18 protein-coding genes, 1 tRNA gene and 1 other RNA gene are annotated in these 15,665 nt (G+C 58.0%); 7 read left to right on the top strand and 13 right to left on the bottom strand.

Annotated elements, in window-relative coordinates; translation table 11 throughout:
- Window positions 1-47 precede the first annotated feature (47 nt).
- From Z947_RS0110560 to Z947_RS0110550, 3 genes are read left to right on the top strand one after another with little or no spacing between them, the layout of a single operon-like run.
- Window positions 48-1,061 (top strand): ligase-associated DNA damage response exonuclease, encoded by a 1,014-nt coding sequence (locus tag Z947_RS0110560; RefSeq protein ID WP_025044276.1) that lies wholly within the window; start codon window positions 48-50, stop codon window positions 1,059-1,061.
- Window positions 1,058-2,656 carry an ATP-dependent DNA ligase gene (locus Z947_RS0110555; protein WP_025044275.1) on the top strand — a complete coding sequence of 533 codons (1,599 nt, stop codon included), beginning with the start codon at window positions 1,058-1,060 and terminating at the stop codon, window positions 2,654-2,656. The genes Z947_RS0110560 and Z947_RS0110555 overlap by 4 nt, the downstream gene beginning before the upstream one ends.
- Before the next feature lie 60 nt (window positions 2,657-2,716).
- Window positions 2,717-4,537 (top strand): M3 family oligoendopeptidase, encoded by a 1,821-nt coding sequence (locus tag Z947_RS0110550; RefSeq protein ID WP_025044274.1) that lies wholly within the window; start codon window positions 2,717-2,719, stop codon window positions 4,535-4,537.
- Here Z947_RS0110550 and Z947_RS21520 read toward each other — a convergent pair.
- The 4 genes from Z947_RS21520 to Z947_RS0110530 form a co-directional block, all read right to left on the bottom strand.
- Window positions 4,534-5,601, bottom strand: coding sequence for a glycoside hydrolase domain-containing protein (locus tag Z947_RS21520; RefSeq protein WP_025044273.1), 1,068 nt, complete (start codon window positions 5,599-5,601; stop codon window positions 4,534-4,536). The genes Z947_RS0110550 and Z947_RS21520 overlap by 4 nt on opposite strands.
- Before the next feature lie 54 nt (window positions 5,602-5,655).
- Window positions 5,656-5,925, bottom strand: a complete 270-nt coding sequence (locus Z947_RS0110540; protein WP_025044272.1) for a DksA/TraR family C4-type zinc finger protein — start codon at window positions 5,923-5,925, stop codon at window positions 5,656-5,658.
- 85 nt (window positions 5,926-6,010) lie between these two features.
- Window positions 6,011-6,907: an RNA polymerase sigma factor RpoH gene (gene rpoH, locus Z947_RS0110535; RefSeq protein WP_025044271.1), complete on the bottom strand. Its 897-nt coding sequence runs from the start codon at window positions 6,905-6,907 to the stop codon at window positions 6,011-6,013.
- 179 nt (window positions 6,908-7,086) lie between these two features.
- Window positions 7,087-8,121: an RluA family pseudouridine synthase gene (locus Z947_RS0110530; RefSeq protein ID WP_025044270.1), complete on the bottom strand. Its 1,035-nt coding sequence runs from the start codon at window positions 8,119-8,121 to the stop codon at window positions 7,087-7,089.
- On the opposite strand from Z947_RS0110530, the gene Z947_RS0110525 reads away from it, so the two are divergent.
- Window positions 8,120-8,404: a DUF6476 family protein gene (locus tag Z947_RS0110525; protein ID WP_025044269.1), complete on the top strand. Its 285-nt coding sequence runs from the start codon at window positions 8,120-8,122 to the stop codon at window positions 8,402-8,404. The genes Z947_RS0110530 and Z947_RS0110525 overlap by 2 nt on opposite strands.
- Window positions 8,405-8,578: 174 nt before the next feature.
- Here the strand turns inward: Z947_RS0110525 and Z947_RS0110520 are convergent.
- Together Z947_RS0110520 and Z947_RS0110515 are read right to left on the bottom strand one after the other, a co-directional pair.
- A tRNA-His gene (locus tag Z947_RS0110520) sits at window positions 8,579-8,655 on the bottom strand.
- A gap of 54 nt (window positions 8,656-8,709) precedes the next feature.
- Complete coding sequence (locus tag Z947_RS0110515) at window positions 8,710-9,192, bottom strand: GNAT family N-acetyltransferase (RefSeq protein WP_025044268.1); 483 nt, start codon at window positions 9,190-9,192, stop codon at window positions 8,710-8,712.
- 88 nt (window positions 9,193-9,280) lie between these two features.
- Here Z947_RS0110515 and Z947_RS0110510 point away from each other — a divergent pair, with 88 nt between their 5' ends.
- Window positions 9,281-9,475: a DUF6324 family protein gene (locus Z947_RS0110510; RefSeq protein ID WP_025044267.1), complete on the top strand. Its 195-nt coding sequence runs from the start codon at window positions 9,281-9,283 to the stop codon at window positions 9,473-9,475.
- A gap of 11 nt (window positions 9,476-9,486) precedes the next feature.
- Here the strand turns inward: Z947_RS0110510 and Z947_RS0110505 are convergent, their stop codons facing one another.
- Entirely contained in the window at window positions 9,487-9,957 is a 471-nt protein-coding gene (locus Z947_RS0110505) for an MmcB family DNA repair protein (RefSeq protein ID WP_025044266.1), read from the bottom strand.
- A 177-nt stretch (window positions 9,958-10,134) separates the two neighbouring features.
- Here Z947_RS0110505 and ssrS point away from each other — a divergent pair.
- Window positions 10,135-10,289, top strand: a non-coding RNA gene (ssrS, locus tag Z947_RS22570) — 6S RNA.
- 30 nt (window positions 10,290-10,319) lie between these two features.
- Here the strand turns inward: ssrS and Z947_RS0110500 are convergent.
- The 6 genes from Z947_RS0110500 to Z947_RS0110475 form a co-directional block, all read right to left on the bottom strand.
- The gene (locus Z947_RS0110500) at window positions 10,320-10,625 is read right to left on the bottom strand and encodes a hypothetical protein (RefSeq protein ID WP_025044265.1); all 306 of its coding nucleotides are present in this window, start codon (window positions 10,623-10,625) and stop codon (window positions 10,320-10,322) included.
- Between the two features lie 53 nt (window positions 10,626-10,678).
- Window positions 10,679-11,152 carry a transcription antitermination factor NusB gene (gene nusB, locus Z947_RS0110495; protein WP_025044264.1) on the bottom strand — a complete coding sequence of 158 codons (474 nt, stop codon included), beginning with the start codon at window positions 11,150-11,152 and terminating at the stop codon, window positions 10,679-10,681.
- Window positions 11,149-11,700, bottom strand: coding sequence for a 6,7-dimethyl-8-ribityllumazine synthase (locus Z947_RS0110490; protein WP_025044263.1), 552 nt, complete (start codon window positions 11,698-11,700; stop codon window positions 11,149-11,151). The genes nusB and Z947_RS0110490 overlap by 4 nt, the downstream gene beginning before the upstream one ends.
- Window positions 11,701-11,703: 3 nt before the next feature.
- Window positions 11,704-12,825 carry a 3,4-dihydroxy-2-butanone-4-phosphate synthase gene (gene ribB / locus Z947_RS0110485; RefSeq protein ID WP_025044262.1) on the bottom strand — a complete coding sequence of 374 codons (1,122 nt, stop codon included), beginning with the start codon at window positions 12,823-12,825 and terminating at the stop codon, window positions 11,704-11,706.
- Between the two features lie 174 nt (window positions 12,826-12,999).
- Window positions 13,000-13,602: a hypothetical protein gene (locus Z947_RS0110480; protein ID WP_025044261.1), complete on the bottom strand. Its 603-nt coding sequence runs from the start codon at window positions 13,600-13,602 to the stop codon at window positions 13,000-13,002.
- Window positions 13,599-14,186: a riboflavin synthase gene (locus Z947_RS0110475; RefSeq protein WP_025044260.1), complete on the bottom strand. Its 588-nt coding sequence runs from the start codon at window positions 14,184-14,186 to the stop codon at window positions 13,599-13,601. The genes Z947_RS0110480 and Z947_RS0110475 overlap by 4 nt, the downstream gene beginning before the upstream one ends.
- A gap of 144 nt (window positions 14,187-14,330) precedes the next feature.
- Here Z947_RS0110475 and Z947_RS0110470 point away from each other — a divergent pair, with 144 nt between their 5' ends.
- Window positions 14,331-15,623: a capsule biosynthesis protein gene (locus tag Z947_RS0110470; protein WP_025044259.1), complete on the top strand. Its 1,293-nt coding sequence runs from the start codon at window positions 14,331-14,333 to the stop codon at window positions 15,621-15,623.
- Window positions 15,624-15,665: the final 42 nt, after the last annotated feature.

Here is a 15,665-nt window from a genome sequence, read left to right as displayed (position 1 = left end):
CGCATTTAAGTGTCTTGAAAACCCGCCACTTGCGCTAGCTTAGGGACATGACACGCGCACCAATCCTTACCTTCACAGACAAAGGCATCTATTGCGCCGCGGGCGATTTCTATATCGATCCGTGGCGGCCGGTCGCGCGTGCCCTGATCACCCACGCCCATGCCGATCACGCGCGATCCGGCATGGGGACATATTTGGCCACTGATGGCACATTGCCAATCATTCGCCACCGGCTTGGGGATATCTCGGCCAGTTCGATCGCATATGGACAGGTGCTTCGCATCGGGGATGCCGACGTTTCGTTCCATCCTGCAGGCCATGTACCGGGTTCTGCCCAAATCAAGGTAGAGGTCGACGGCGAGGTTTGGGTGGCTTCGGGGGATTATAAAACCACCGATGACGGGCTTTCCGAACCGTTCGAGCCGGTAAAATGCCATCACTTCATCACCGAAAGCACCTTTGGCCTGCCGATATTTCGCTGGGCCGAGCAAAGCGTCGTCGCAGCAGAGATCAACACCTGGTGGGCCGCTTGCGCTGCAGCTGGAAAGACTGCGTTTCTAGGGGCTTATTCCTTGGGCAAGGCACAACGGTTGCTGTCGATGCTGGACCCGGATATTGGCCCGATCCTGACCCATACTGCTGTCGAGAATACGAACAAGGTCCTGCGCGATCAGGGATATGTTCTGCCCGACACGACCCTCGCCAACGCCGATCTGAACCCCAAAGATCACAAGGGGGCCATTGTGATCTGCCCGCCCGCCGCGATGGGCAGTGCATGGTCGCGCAAGTTCGGCCCACAGGAAACCGGTTTCGCCTCCGGCTGGATGGCCGTGCGGGGCATCAGAAGGCGGCGTGCAGGTGATCGTGGGTTTATCATATCGGATCACGCGGGCTGGAACGGACTGTTAGATGCCATCAAATTGACAGAAGCCGAAAATATATATGTAACACATGGTTACACGGATATCTTCAACCAATACCTTAATGAAAATGGATGGCGTTCCCAGGTGGTTCCGACCCGTTTCGAGGGCGAAAGTCTTGACGCGAAGGAGGAGGCATGAAGCGGTTCGCCACCTTGTTTAATGCCATCGACCAAAGCACCAAAACCACGGTCAAGGTTGCGGCCCTCGCTGACTATTTCGCCCAAGCCGATGACCTCGACAGGCTGTGGACTGTCGCGCTTTTTTCGGGGCGTCGCCCGAAACGCGCGGTGACGACCACCCGTTTGCGGGAATGGGCCGCCGAAGTCGCAGATCTGCCGCTTTGGCTGGTTGAAGAAAGCTATGCGATTGTCGGGGATCTGGCCGAAACCATTTCCTTGATCCTGCCGGCAGTGCATTCCAGCGACAATCGCCCGCTTTCCCATTGGATCAATGCGTTACGTGATCTTTCTAATGTTGATGAACCTGAACGGAAGGCTTTCGTTCTCAATGCGTGGCAACGGTTGGGCGGCACGGAAAGGTTTGTCTTTAACAAGCTGATCACCGGCGGGTTTCGCATGGGCGTCAGCCAGAAACTGATGACCCGCGCCTTGGCCAAAGCCACTGGCAAACCGGAGGCTGAGCTGGCCCATCGCCTGATGGGAAACTGGCATCCCGATACCGATACATGGCGCAGCCTGATCGAGGCGGAAGACGCCAGCGCCGATGCGTCACGCCCCTATCCCTTTTATTTGGCCTATGGTCTGGAGCAGGAGCCCGACGACTTGGGTAGCCCTGACGACTGGCGGGCGGAATGGAAATGGGACGGGATTCGCGGCCAGCTGATCTTGCGCGACGGTGCCTATTTCGTCTGGTCGCGCGGCGAAGAGCTGATGACGGACCGCTTTCCCGAACTGGCCCGTGCCATCGACCACCTGCCCGCCGGTACGGTGTTGGACGGTGAACTATTGGTCTGGCTCGGGGGCGCGGATAAACCATCATCCTTCAACACCCTACAACCACGCATCGGACGCAAGACGGTGCCGAAAAAGCTGCTGACGGATGCACCTGTGGTGCTGCACGCCTATGACCTGCTGGAGTGGCAAGGCAACGATATCCGCCACCTGCCATTTGCAGAGCGCCGTGCGCTGCTGGAAACCGCATGTGCCGACATGCCCCCCGATGCGCCGGTAAAACTGTCGCCCCAGCTAAAGTTCACTGATTGGGACACGCTGGCCGATTACCGCAGTAATGCGCGCGCGGCGCATGCCGAAGGATTGATGCTGAAGCGCGCCGACAGCCCATATCTTGCCGGTCGCAAAAAGGGCGATTGGTGGAAGTGGAAACTCGACCCGCTGACGATTGATGCCGTGATGATTTATGCGCAGTCGGGTTCTGGACGGCGGGCAAACCTGTTCACCGATTTCACCTTTGCGGTGCGCAACGGTGACGATCTTGTCCCTTTTACCAAGGCGTATTCGGGTCTGACGGACGCCGAATTTCGCCAGATCACCGCTTGGGTGCGCAAGAATACGTTGCAAAAATTTGGCCCCGTGCGGCAGGTCACGCCGCATCATGTGTTCGAAATTGCCTTTGAGGGCATTCAGCCCAGCACCCGCCACAAATCCGGCGTCGCCCTGCGCTTTCCGCGCATGAAACGCTGGCGCAAGGACAAGCCGCTGGCCGAGGCGAACACGCTGGACGATCTGAACGAAATGCTGCGCATTTATGGCTGACGCAGCGCTTGTCCCCCTGCCTTGGCGCGCTTAGGTAGGTTGAAACAGATGAGGTATCCGATGTTCCAACTCCCCTTCCCGCTTCGCGATGTAAATGCCGGTCATGGCGACAAAAATCTGGGCGACCTGCCCGAATGGGATCTGAATGATCTCTATACCGGCGAAGATGCGCCGGAATTGAAACGCGATCTCGACTGGCTGGAGCAAGCCTGCGCCAGTTTCGCAACAGATTACGAGGGGAACCTTGAAGGGCTGGACGCCGCGGGCTTGCTGGACTGCGTGCTGCGCAATGAAAAGATCAACCAGATCGCCGGTCGCATCATGTCCTTTGCCGGTTTGCGTTATTATCAACTGACCACGGACGCGGGTCGGGCGAAATTCATGTCCGACATGCAGGAAAAAATCACCAATTTCACCACGCCCTTGGTCTTTTTCACGCTTGAATTGAACAAACTGCCTGATGATCACATGGGCAAACTGCTGGCCCAAAACGCCGATCTGGCGCGCTACAAGCCTATTTTCGACCGTATCCGCGCGATGAAGCCTTACCAGCTGTCAGACGAGCTTGAAAAATTCATGCACGATCTGGGCGTCGTTGGTGATGCATGGGAGCGGATGTTCGATGAAACCATCGCCGGTCTGGAATTCGAAGTGGACGGCGAACAGCTTGGGATCGAGGGCACGTTGAACCTGCTGACCGATCCGATCCGCGAAAAACGCGAGGCCGGTGCGCGTGAATTGGCAGATGTTTTGGGGAGCAATATCAAAACCTTTGCCCGTGTGCACAATACGCAGGCCAAGGAAAAAGAGATCATCGACCGTTGGCGCGGGATGGAAACGGCGCAGACGGGTCGTCACCTCAGCAATCAAGTGGAACCCGAAGTGGTCGACGCGCTGCGCAATGCGGTTGTCGCCGCCTACCCCAAGCTGAGCCACCGCTATTACGAGTTGAAACGCAAATGGTTGGGCTTGGATAAAATGCAGGTCTGGGACCGCAATGCGCCCCTGCCGATGGAAGACCCCACTGTCGTTGATTGGGCCGCCGCCGAGAAAACCGTGATGGACGCCTATACCGCTTTTGACCCGCGCATGGGCGAATTGGCTGCCCCCTTCTTTACCAAGGGTTGGATCGATGCGGCGGTGAAACCGGGCAAGGCACCGGGTGCATTTGCGCATCCCACCGTCACAGATGTACACCCCTATGTGATGCTGAACTATCTGGGAAAACCCCGTGATGTCATGACCTTGGCGCATGAGTTGGGCCACGGCGTGCATCAGGTGCTGGCCGCCGGTCAGGGTGAGATGCTGTCTTCAACCCCGCTGACTTTGGCCGAAACGGCAAGTGTGTTCGGCGAGATGCTGACCTTCCGCAAAATGCTGGACGGGGCCAAGACGCAAGCCGAACGCAAGGTGCTGCTCGCGGGCAAGGTAGAGGACATGATCAACACCGTTGTCCGGCAAATCGCCTTTTACGACTTTGAATGCAAACTGCATGCCGCGCGGCGGGGGGGCGAGCTTACCCCTTATGACATCGACGCGCTTTGGATGTCCGTGCAGGGTGAATCGCTTGGACCAGCCTTTGAATTCATGGACGGCTACCAGCACTTCTGGGCCTACATTCCGCATTTCGTTCATTCGCCTTTCTATGTCTATGCCTATGCCTTTGGTGATGGTCTCGTGAACGCGCTTTACGCGGTCTACGCAGAGGGTGAGGAAGGCTTTGAAGAGAAATACTTCGACATGCTCAAGGCCGGTGGATCTAAGCACCACAAAGAGTTACTGGCCCCCTTCGGTCTGGACGCCAGCGATCCGGCGTTCTGGGACAAGGGCCTGTCGATGATTTCAGGCTTCATCGACGAATTAGAAGCGATGGAAGATTAATCGCGCCACGCATAGCATCCTGCGCCGTCCCTTTTCAGGGGACGGCTGAAGGGCACCGCATAATCCACCTGTGTGTTCCATTGACCAAAATCAGGGGTGCGCGGGTTGACGGTATTGAAATCAAACTGAAAATCCCCACCGGTGCCGAATTTCCACCCGTTGCAGACGGTGGTCAACTCCTGCCGCATCACCCATTTCTGCGAGGCCTCAAAGGTTTCGTAGCCCGCCAGCCCCTTGGACTGCGACAACCAGCAATATTCCACCATTCCCGATGACAGCAGGTGCTCACAGACCAGCCCGCCGCCATAGCCGCCAATCTCGTAACGGATGCCGGTCTGGTTGCCAAAATTGGTGAATATCGTCTGGATGTCCCGGAAATACGTGTCGATATAGGGCAGGATATCGCGCGGCCCGTGTTTGCCGGCCGTGCCCCCGAACAGCGTGACCGCTTCTTCGCGATAGATATCATAGAAGGCCTGATGCTTGCGGAACGATCCGGCCCCCATGCTGGATTGCAACGTCGCTTGGCGGGCTTGCGAAATCTCGTTACCGCCACTTTTGGCAAATTCATAATTCGCCGATTGTATCGCCCCGTCCACCCCATCGACCCCGAAGTAAATCGCAGAACCGCTGGGTTGCCCGTTGGCCAGCGCCAGTTCAATGGCACGTTGCGCGTCCAACGTGCCGCGCCCCGGCGTGACAAATGTCATCGGATTGTCATTGTTGTGCTGAAAAACCGCCAGCACGCTGAACCCCGCTTGCAAAATTGCGCGGGTTTCTTCGGGCACCAGTGTCTTGCAGGGCAGGGTTTCCGCGACATTGTCGTAATAACGGATGATCGTTTCCACACCCAGATCGCGGATCGCTGCCATCGCAGGTCTGCCGTCGCGCGGCATGATGTCGGTAAGGGGGTGAGAGGCATCAATAACACTAAAGCCCGGATGCGCCTTGCAGGCCGGCCCCGCCACGGACATCGTCGCCAAGCTGATGAAAACAAAAGTGGAATAGAGCAATCGGATCAGCATCTGGCCGCCTTGAAATGCAGCGTTGTGGTTCAGAGACATGCGCCGGAGCCTAGAGGGAATATCCCCTACCTTAGCATAAATCGTCGTTCTGCGCTACTTTAACTGACTGTCCTTTGATCCCCGCCGGTTGATGCCGCCACGGGTTTGAAATGCAGCGTCCCGTTCACGCACGCAATCAATACAAAGCTTCACGCCGGGCAAGGCCGCACGCCGCGCTTCGGGGATCGGCTCCTCGCATTCGGCACAATGTGTCAGGCTTTCGCCCACCGGCGCTTTGCGCGCTTTCAATCGCGCCAGTTCATCGTTGATGGAGGCTTCGATCTGCTCTGAAACCGCGCCGTCCTTTGCCCATCCTCCAGCCATATCCTGTCCTTTCCATGAAAAAACCCTACCCCGCAATGTGGGTAGGGTTTCGATTTCGTCAAGTCAGTGGGCGGTCAGGCCCGGCCTAAGCCGATGCAAGCATACCCTTTTCCTTTGCCAGTTCGCGCATCCGCTTTTGCAGCTTTTCAAAGGCCCGCACCTCAATCTGGCGGATCCGTTCACGGCTCACGTCATATTTGCTGCTCAGGTCTTCCAACGTTATCGTCTGGTCACTCAACCGGCGCTGGGACAGGATATCGCGCTCACGTTCGTTCAGCACATCCATCGCCTCCGCCAACATCTCGCGGCGCGTTTCCAGCTCGTCCCGCTCGGCATAATCACCGGCTTGGTCGGCATTATCGTCCTCCAGCCAGTCCTGCCATTGCATGGTGCCCTCACCTTCGGAACCGACCTGCGCATTCAGCGAAGCATCGCCGCCCGACATACGCCGGTTCATTGAGATCACCTCGGCCTCGGTCACGCCCAGTTGGGTCGCAATGGTTGCAACGTTTTCCGGGCGCAGATCGCCCTCTTCCAACGCACCGATCTTGTTCTTTGCCTTTCGCAGGTTAAAGAACAATTTCTTCTGACCGGAGGTCGTACCGAGCTTGACCAAGGACCACGAGCGCAGGATGTATTCCTGAATCGACGCCCTGATCCACCACATCGCATAGGTGGCCAGACGGAACCCTTTTTCGGGGTCAAAGCGTTTCACCGCCTGCATCAGACCGACATTTGCCTCCGAAATCACTTCCGCCTGCGGCAGGCCGTAGCCACGATACCCCATCGCAATCTTCGCGGCCAACCGCAGGTGCGAGGTCACCATCCGGTGCGCGGCTTCGGTATCTTCTTTCTCCACCCAGGCCTTGGCCAGCATGTATTCTTCTTCCGGCTCAAGCAGCGGGAATTTACGAATCTCCTGCATGTAGCGGTTCAAACCGCCTTCCGGTGTGGGTGCCGGCAGATTTGCATAATTGGCCATAACTGGTCCCTTTCCCTGAAGATCCCGTGTTTTAAACAGTGATGTTTACGGGCTTAACATGAATATGGGCGGTACCTTTCCTTTTACAAGGTCCGGCAGGCCGCTTTTGTTCATATTGCCATAAGAAAGGTGAACAGACAGTTATGATGTCGTCAGCTCACGCAGCTGTGCACATCATGTCAGACGGCAAGCCGCACGGATTGCAACAAATCATCCATATCCTGTGGCAGCGGCGCTTCAAACCGCATCATCTGCCCGCTGACCGGATGTTCAAACCCCAGAACCGCCGCATGCAATGCCTGACGCGGAAAGGCTTTTACCATCTCTGCAACGATCTCGGGCAAGGCCGCTTTGGGCAGTTTGCGCCGCCCGCCATAGGTTGGATCCCCGACCAGCGAATGTCCGGCATGGGCCATATGTACCCGGATCTGGTGGGTGCGCCCCGTCTCCAGCCAGCATTCCATCAATGCCAATACCGGCGGCGTGCCAAAGCTTTCGACCGTACGCGCCCGCGTCACCGCATGACGCCCGCCATTGAACAGCACCGCTTGCCGTTGCCGGTCGGTTTTGTGACGCGCCAGTTGTGTGGTCAGTTTCAAGATATTCCCCGTCTCGAACGACGCCCCTTTGATGCCGCGCAACCGCGGATCATTCGCATCGGGCACGCCGTAAACCAGCGCCATATAATACCGTTCAACTGTGTGCTTTTCGAACTGTTTTGCCAACCCGTGATGCGCTGCATCCGATTTCGCCACCACCAGCAAGCCACTGGTTTCCTTATCAATCCGATGCACAATGCCCGGCCGCTTCATGCCGCCGACACCGGACAGGTTATCGCCGCAATGCGCCATCAAGGCATTCACCAAGGTCCCCGATGGCGACCCCGGTGCCGGATGCACTACCATGCCCGCGGGCTTGTTAATGACGATCAGATCATCGTCCTCGTGGATCACCTCAAGCGGAATATCCTCGGCTTGAATATGGCTCTCTTCGGCCTCTTCGACGCCAATTTCTACCACCTGCCCTTCGGCGACGCGGGCGCGCGGGTCGCGCACGACCTCGCCCGCCACCATAACCGCCCCTTGTTCGATCAACTTGCCTAACCTTGTGCGCGACAGGTTCGCATCCTCTGGCACATCCCGCGCCAGCGCTTTATCAAGTCGGGACGGCGGGCTTGCGCGCAGGATAAATGAAATACGGCGGTGAATTGACATGGATGATCCGATTGAGCCTGCAAACCTGCGGTTCTTAAGGCGGTTGGTGACGGTGTTGACCGTGGTGATGATTGCGGGCGTCATAGTCGTGATTGGGCTGCTTGTCACGCGATTGAACCGCAAGGCCCCTGCTTTGCCTGATCAGATCACCCTGCCCGCCGGAAAAACCGCCCATGCCTTTACCCAAGGCCCCGATTGGTACGCCATCGTCACATCAGACAATGAAATCCTGATCTACGACCGCCTCACCGGTAGTTTACGACAGACCCTCCAGATCGACTAATCCCCCCTCTTTTTGGCCTTAAATCCTGCGGGGAATCGATCTTTGATCGATGGGGCAGCGCCCCAGCGACGGTTGCGGCAAGTGGTAAGTCATCCAGAATAGCAACCGAACCGCGGCTCTTCTGCGAAAAGCCTCTCGCCCGACACTTCCAACGATATAATATTTTGTTGAAAGTGGTACCGCCTCCCCGGCTCGAACGGGGGACCCCTGGTTCCACAAACCAGTGCTCTAACCAACTGAGCTAAGGCGGCACGTGGGGCCGATTTAGCGGCCCCTCACAGAGATTGCAAGACCAAAGCCCGTCCTTAAAGAAGGATTTCCCAGTGCTGTTCAATCAAGGGCTGGCCAAAGGACACCACAGGCTGTGAAGACATCAGTTGCCAGCCGTTTTTGGCATAAAGCGCCCCTGCCGCGCGGTGGGATTCATGGGTCCACAGCTTCATCTGGCGATACCCCTGAGAGCGGGCGAATCCCATGCAGTGATCCAACATCCGCTGGCCCAACCCCTTGCCGCGCGCCTTTTCAGTCAACAAAAACAGTCGCAACTTCGCTGTTTCGTCATCAATCCGCACACAAAAAATACTGCCTAATCGCTGACCTTGCTGACATGCAATCCACCCTGCTTCATGCTCGGGGTGATGATCGCGCAGGAACTCATCCAGAATACCGGCGACCAGCACGCCAAAACTGTCATCAAACCCTTCGGCCTGCGCATAGGCGTCCCGATGCTCGGCGACCAGCCAGTCACGGTCCTGCGCGCAAAATTTGCGAATCTCTATATCATCCATCGAATCACCCTTGCCCTCTCGCCCTTGCCTTTCGCGCCGACCCGCGATAGCGATGCAGCCCAATTCCCGACACATCCCGGAGACACCAATGGGCATTAACACCGAACGCGATATCGAAGCCAACCTTCAGATCGGCCCAACAGATGCCGGCATGGTGCGCCTGTTCGTTGAGGGCAACGGCATCGAGATCCCGATGGATTTCACGCCCGAAGAAGCCTATGAAATCGCAGAAGAAATCATGGCAGCAGCCAACCGGGTCAGTGGCAGCAAAGCGAACCGCTAATCTCGTTTTCGTCAATCCCTTTGCGGATGCATATCCGGGTCGCGCAACAGATGTAGCCGGCGTGCGGCATGAAACGCAAATTTCTGCACCATGACTTTGCGCCGCGCAGGGGCCAGCCTGCTTTCCGGTCCCATGCGAATAATTTCGCCGCCATAGCCATCCGCGATGATCAAACCGGTGTCGTCGGGCAACAACTCGGTCGGAAAATCACTGTCCACCGCCCAGAAAAACCGGTCCGCCCATTCCAGATAGCCCTGCCATTTGCTGTCCGATGTGTAATCCGCCCGCGATGATTTACACTCCACCACCCAGATCTCCCCTTTCGGGCCAAGCGCCATCACGTCCACCCGCAAACCACGGGTCGGCACCAGTTCCTCAACGCAGGCAAAACCGTGGCTGACCAAATGCCGCGCCACGCCGCGCGCCAACAACTGGCCAGGCTGCAGGAGAGTTGGCTGTTCAGAGGGGGCGGTATAAGACATGCAACAAACATGAACATTTAGTGAACATTTGCAAGTCTTCTCTCAAGAAATCCCGCAATAATCGGCAGTGCTCCCTGCAGGCCATACAACAGCGCGCAGGGCACCACGGGCGAAACTGCATTTCTACGCCATTGACCCTTGCGCGCAAGCTACCCGCGCCCTACCTAAAGGCTGTGGCGGGTTCTGCCCTGTTCGTGAGACGTTACATTCCAGTGGCCTTAAGCAAATCCTAGGGAGCTGGCTCTGTTCGAGCCCTGGTTCGTTTATCTGGCGCCCACCTGTACATACAGGTCCCCGGGAATACAAAACCGACCGGCAATGGTGGTCCCGTCACACTGACCCCATTTAAATTCTGAAATCAATCACTTGCGCGGCTGTGCGGCCTTTACCGGCGCGGGTGTCAACGCAACGGGCGACCCGCCTTTCGGCCCTGCGTCATCGTCGCCTTCTTCGCTCATCAGCATTATGGCCACGCCGGTTTGAACGCCGGCAAACACGATCCCGTTCAGCACCCAGAACACCACCAACGCCATCAATCCGATGTCAGAGGTGCTGATAAGGTGCCACAGGTTTGCAACGTTCAACCACAAAAGTCCCGCGATAAAAATCGCAGACAAGGCAAAACCAATCACACAATGTTTAATGTAGAATCGAAAGATAACCGGCATGACGCGACTCCTTTAGGCTAAGATAGCCCAAAAGCCGTCGCTTTCAAAATTGGTCAAAACGCCTCGGGGCGTGCCTCCCGGGCCATGTGATCCAGTACGGCGTTCACAAAGCTGGCTTCTTTCCCTTCAGGGAAAAAGGCGCGGGCAATGTCGACATATTCAGAGATCACCACCTTGGGCGGTGTGCCCGTATCGCGCAATTCGGCCCCTGCCGCGCGAAACAGCGCTCGCAATGTCGGGTCAATCCGCGCAATCGCCCATTTGGCGACCAAGCCGCGATCGGTCAGCTGGTCAATCGGGGCCTGATAATTCACAGCATCTTCTAGCACTTGCGAGAAATGCGCGATATCGCCATCCTGCAATTCGACGCCATCCAGCGTCGCACCAAAACGGTGCTCCAGAAACTCGGTGCGCACCTTTTCCACGGTCAGCGACGAATGCTCCATCTGGAACAGCGCCTGCACAGCATAAAGCCGTGCGGCGGATTTCATCTTGCGTTTCTGATTACCCGACAGGCCAGTCGTCATGCGATATTACTTCCATCTGTGTCGCCAGCCATCAGCGTATCCTCGCCCCGTGGTTTGAAGCCGATACCCTTGCTGGTGTGCGCCCACTTACGGGCCAGTGCAATCAGATGCAAGGCCGCTGCTGCAGCGCCACCGCCCTTGTTCTGCCCTTCGGGATTGGCGCGCACATCGGCCTGCGCCTTGTTCTCAACCGTCAGGATGCCGTTGCCAATGCACAGCCCTTGCAAACCCAACAATTGCAGGGCGCGGCTGCTGTCATTGCAGACAGTTTCATAATGGGTGGTTTCCCCGCGAATGACGCAGCCCAATGCAACATAGCCGTCAAAATTGCTGCGCCGGTCGCTGATGCCGATTGCCGTGGGAATTTCCAGCGCGCCGGGCATTTCCACCACTTCGAAATCCGCACCTGCAGCGGCAAGTTCGGCCTTGGCGCCGGTCAGCAACCCATGGGCAATATCACTGTAATAGGGCGACACGACGATTAATACCTTCACAGGTTTGTCGAATACGGGCCGCGCAAGGACGGTGTGTTCTTCGGAGGATGCCATGTCTTAACCTTCCGCAATCGGGCGGGTGCCCACGATTTCAATGTTGTAAGCGTCCAACCCTAAATATCGCGTTTCGGGATTGTCGGTCAGCAGGACCAGTTTGTTCAATCCCAGCGTCGACAGGATCTGCGCGCCCAGTCCGGTGTTCTTGACCGTGCGCGGGCCCTCGTCTTCGTCATCAAGGCGCAGCTTCGGGAAGGGATCGCGAAACAACACGACCGCGCCGCGGCCCTCATCGGCGATAATCTGCATCGCACGGGGCAACTCGTCGGCCGGGCTGGGACCCAGCCCCAAGATATCTTCCAACGCGTTGATCGCATGGGTGCGTACCAAAACAGGGGCATCGGTCGAAATATCGCCTTTGCTCAACACCACATGATCCGTGCCGGTGATCTGGTCGGCAAAGACCCGCATCTGCCATTCCCCGCCATAGGCCGAGGTCACCTTGCGCGTGTCACGCTCGACCAGCAGGTTGTCGTGCGCGTGGCGATAGGCAATCAAATCGCTGATCGTGCCGATTTTCAGACCGTGTGCCGCGCCAAAGGCCACCAGATCCGGCAGCCGCGCCATGGTGCCGTCCTCTTTCATGATCTCGCAAATCACGCCCGAGGGATGCAACCCCGCCAAACGGCTGATATCGACCGCCGCTTCGGTATGGCCCGCACGCACCAGCACCCCGCCATCGCGCGCGCGCAACGGGAACACATGGCCCGGCGTGGCAATATCCGCCGCACCATTCGCCTCGTCAATCGCCACAGCCACGGTCAAGGCCCGATCCGCTGCTGAAATCCCCGTGGTGACCCCTTCGCGGGCCTCGATGCTGACGGTAAACGCAGTCTCGTGGCGCGAGGAGTTATGCATCGCCATCATCGGCAGCTCCAACGTCCCGATCCGTTCTGCCGTCATCGGCAGACAGATCAAGCCACGCCCGTGGGTCGCCATAAAGTTGATCGCATCCGCGTCGGCAAACTGCGCCGGAATGACCAGATCGCCTTCGTTCTCGCGGTCCTCATGGTCCACCAGAATGAACATCCGCCCTGCCCGCGCGTCTTCGATAATTTCTTCAATAGGAGAGATGGCCGCTGACAGCCCCTCTTCCACGGGTCCGGGTGTTTCAAAGTTCATGGCATTTCCTCGCGACATTGCCCCGCTGATACCGCAGCACAACCGTCTTGACCAGAGCCGCAAGACGGGGTGGCGGCATCCACTACGCCCCCCCTGCAGGCACACGCCCGCACCGCCCTTCATCTTGCGCGTAAACGCGATTCTGCCCCGGATCACATGGGCCGCCGGCAGCGTTTAACCGGCAGCCAAACCAGCCTTCATCGCTGTGCTTTCAGGAAAATACCGCGCCGTCTCAAGATAGCCGGCCGCCTGTGCGGCCGTGCTCCAGTCGCGCTCGATCCCCGTGTCGCCAATAACCAGCACCTGATCACGGCTCAGACGTTGCCCTGTGATGACACCGCCCAGATGGTCACGCATGTCCGACCAGCTGTCGGTGAACTTGGGGGCCATCGCCACATGATCCAGCACCGGATTCGCACCGCCGACCGCATCCGCGTTCAACGGCGCGTGCACCAGCGCTAGCTTGCGCGCGCCTTGCACCGCGCTCAACACCTCGCTGCGTGCCACTGGAACCGCAGGCGCTTCGGCCCGCACAATCCGCAAGGCGTTGGAGGAAAACAGCAGCCCCATAATGTCGCGCCCTGTCGCTTTGCGTACCGCCGCATAGGTCGGGTAATCCAGCCCAAGCGCACGGGCACGCGCCACGTGCATTTTGACGACCATCAACGGCATCGCTTTGGGCATCGCCGCATCGCGGGCCTTTTGCCACTGAAACGCGCGGTACTTGCCGCCCCGCTCCATCGTGGGACCTTGGTTATGCCCGATGCCCGCGATCATGACATTTCCGCCAAGCGGGCCACGTAACGGGCCAATGTGTCGATCTCCAGATTGATCCGGTCGCCGACCTTCACATCACCCCAGGTTGTCACTTCTTTGGTGTGGGGGATGAAATTGATACCGAAATCGCAATCCTCCACTTCGTTCACGGTCAAGGAGGTGCCATTCAGCGCGACCGATCCCTTGGGCGCAATGAACCGCGCCAGATCTTTCGGCGCACGCAGGGTGACGCGGGTGCTGTCGCCCTCGTCAACCATGGCGACCACTTCGGCCACACCGTCCACATGGCCCGACACAATATGTCCGCCCAATTCGTCGCCCACCTTCAGCGCGCGCTCCAGATTAACCCGCCGCCCCTCGACCCAATCGCCAAGGCTGGTCTTGCTGACGGTTTCGGCGCTGATCTGCACCTCGTACCAATCCGGCCCCAAAGCGACGACAGTCAGGCAAACGCCGTCGCTGGCAATCGACGCGCCCATATCAATGCCCGCCGTGTCATAACCGGTGGTGATCCGCGCCCGCAGATCGCCGTCTTGATGCAACGCTGCAATTTTACCAACGTCGGTAATTATCCCCGTGAACATGGCGGCCCTTTCTTATAAATCTTCTCTTGACGTATCGCCCGTAAGCTACGCTGACAAGAGCCGCGCGGGTCGCAGATGCAGTTGCCACATTTTCGCCCCCATTTAGTGTAGAAATAGAACGAACGTGACCAAAACGAGGCATTGATGAGCGCGCCATCCCCCGACAAGCGGGTTTTCCTCTTCCTGCAAGGGCCGCACGGCCCTTTCTTTCACCGGCTCGGCAAAATGCTGCGGCTGGCGGGGGCGGACGTTTGGCGTGTGGGGTTCAATGCCGGCGATCGTGCCTTCTGGTTTCACGCCGCAAGCTACATCCCCTTTCGGGGCACCACTGGTGAATGGGGTGACACTTTCGCCGCTCTCTTGAGCGAAAAGAACGTCACCGACATCGTGCTTTATGGCGATACCCGCCCGATCCATTCCGAAGCCGTCGCCGAAGCCAAACGGCGCGGAATCACGGTCCATGTCTTTGAAGAAGGCTACATGCGCCCCTATTGGGTCAGCTATGAACGCGGTGGATCCAACGGCAATTCACGTCTGATGGATATGAGCATCGCCCAGATGCAAGCCGCGCTGGCGCAATCGGACATGGAAGCGCCCCTGCCGCCGGGGCATTGGGGCGACATGCGCCAACACATTTTTTACGGCGCGCTGTATCATTGGTTCGTGATGTTCAGGAACAGCGATTACCGCAATTTCCGCCCCCACCGCAGCCTGCCCGTCACCAAGGAATTCGCGCTTTACGTCAAGCGCTTGCTCTTGATGCCGTTTCTGGCTGCCGACCGCTTGATTGCAACCATGCGCATCCGTTTGGGCGGGTTCCCGTATCATCTGGCGCTTTTGCAATTGGAACACGACAGCTCGTTCCAGAAACATTCGCCGTTCGAAACCATGTCGGATTTTCTTGAACTGGTGATCAAAGGGTTCGCCGAAGGGTCACCGAAACATCATCACCTTGTCGTCAAGGCACACCCGCTGGAAGACGGCCGCGTGCCGGTGCGCCGTGACCTCAAACGCCTTGCCCTTGCGCATGGCGTTGCAGATCGCGTGCATTTTGTCCGTGGCGGCAAGCTGGCGCAACTGTTGAATGACGCACGCACCGCCGTCACCGTCAATTCGACCGCCGGTCAACAGGTACTGTGGCGCGGCATTCCCCTCAAGGTCTTTGGCCGCGCGGTCTATGCCCAGCCCGAATTCGTGTCAGATCAACCGCTGGCTGAATTCTTTGCCTCTGCGGCGCGCCCCGACAACAAGGCCTATAAAGATTACCGCCGCTATCTCCTTGAAACCTCGCAGGTTCCCGGCGGATTCTATTCTGCGCGGGGGCGTCGTCAATTGTTGCGTCAGGTGGTCGACATGATGTTGTCAGGCGAAGATCCCTATGACGCCCTGCAATCGGGCACCGCGGCCCCACGGCAACAGTTGCGGGTTGTCACCTGACATAACAGCCTTGTCACACTGGATTTTCAAATCTCCCTAGGG

Origin of the sequence: Sulfitobacter geojensis (assembly GCF_000622325.1) — a bacterium.
GTDB lineage: Bacteria > Pseudomonadota > Alphaproteobacteria > Rhodobacterales > Rhodobacteraceae > Sulfitobacter > Sulfitobacter geojensis.
Note: the sequence above shows the minus strand (reverse complement) of the source record. Positions and strands in the feature narration are given on the sequence as shown.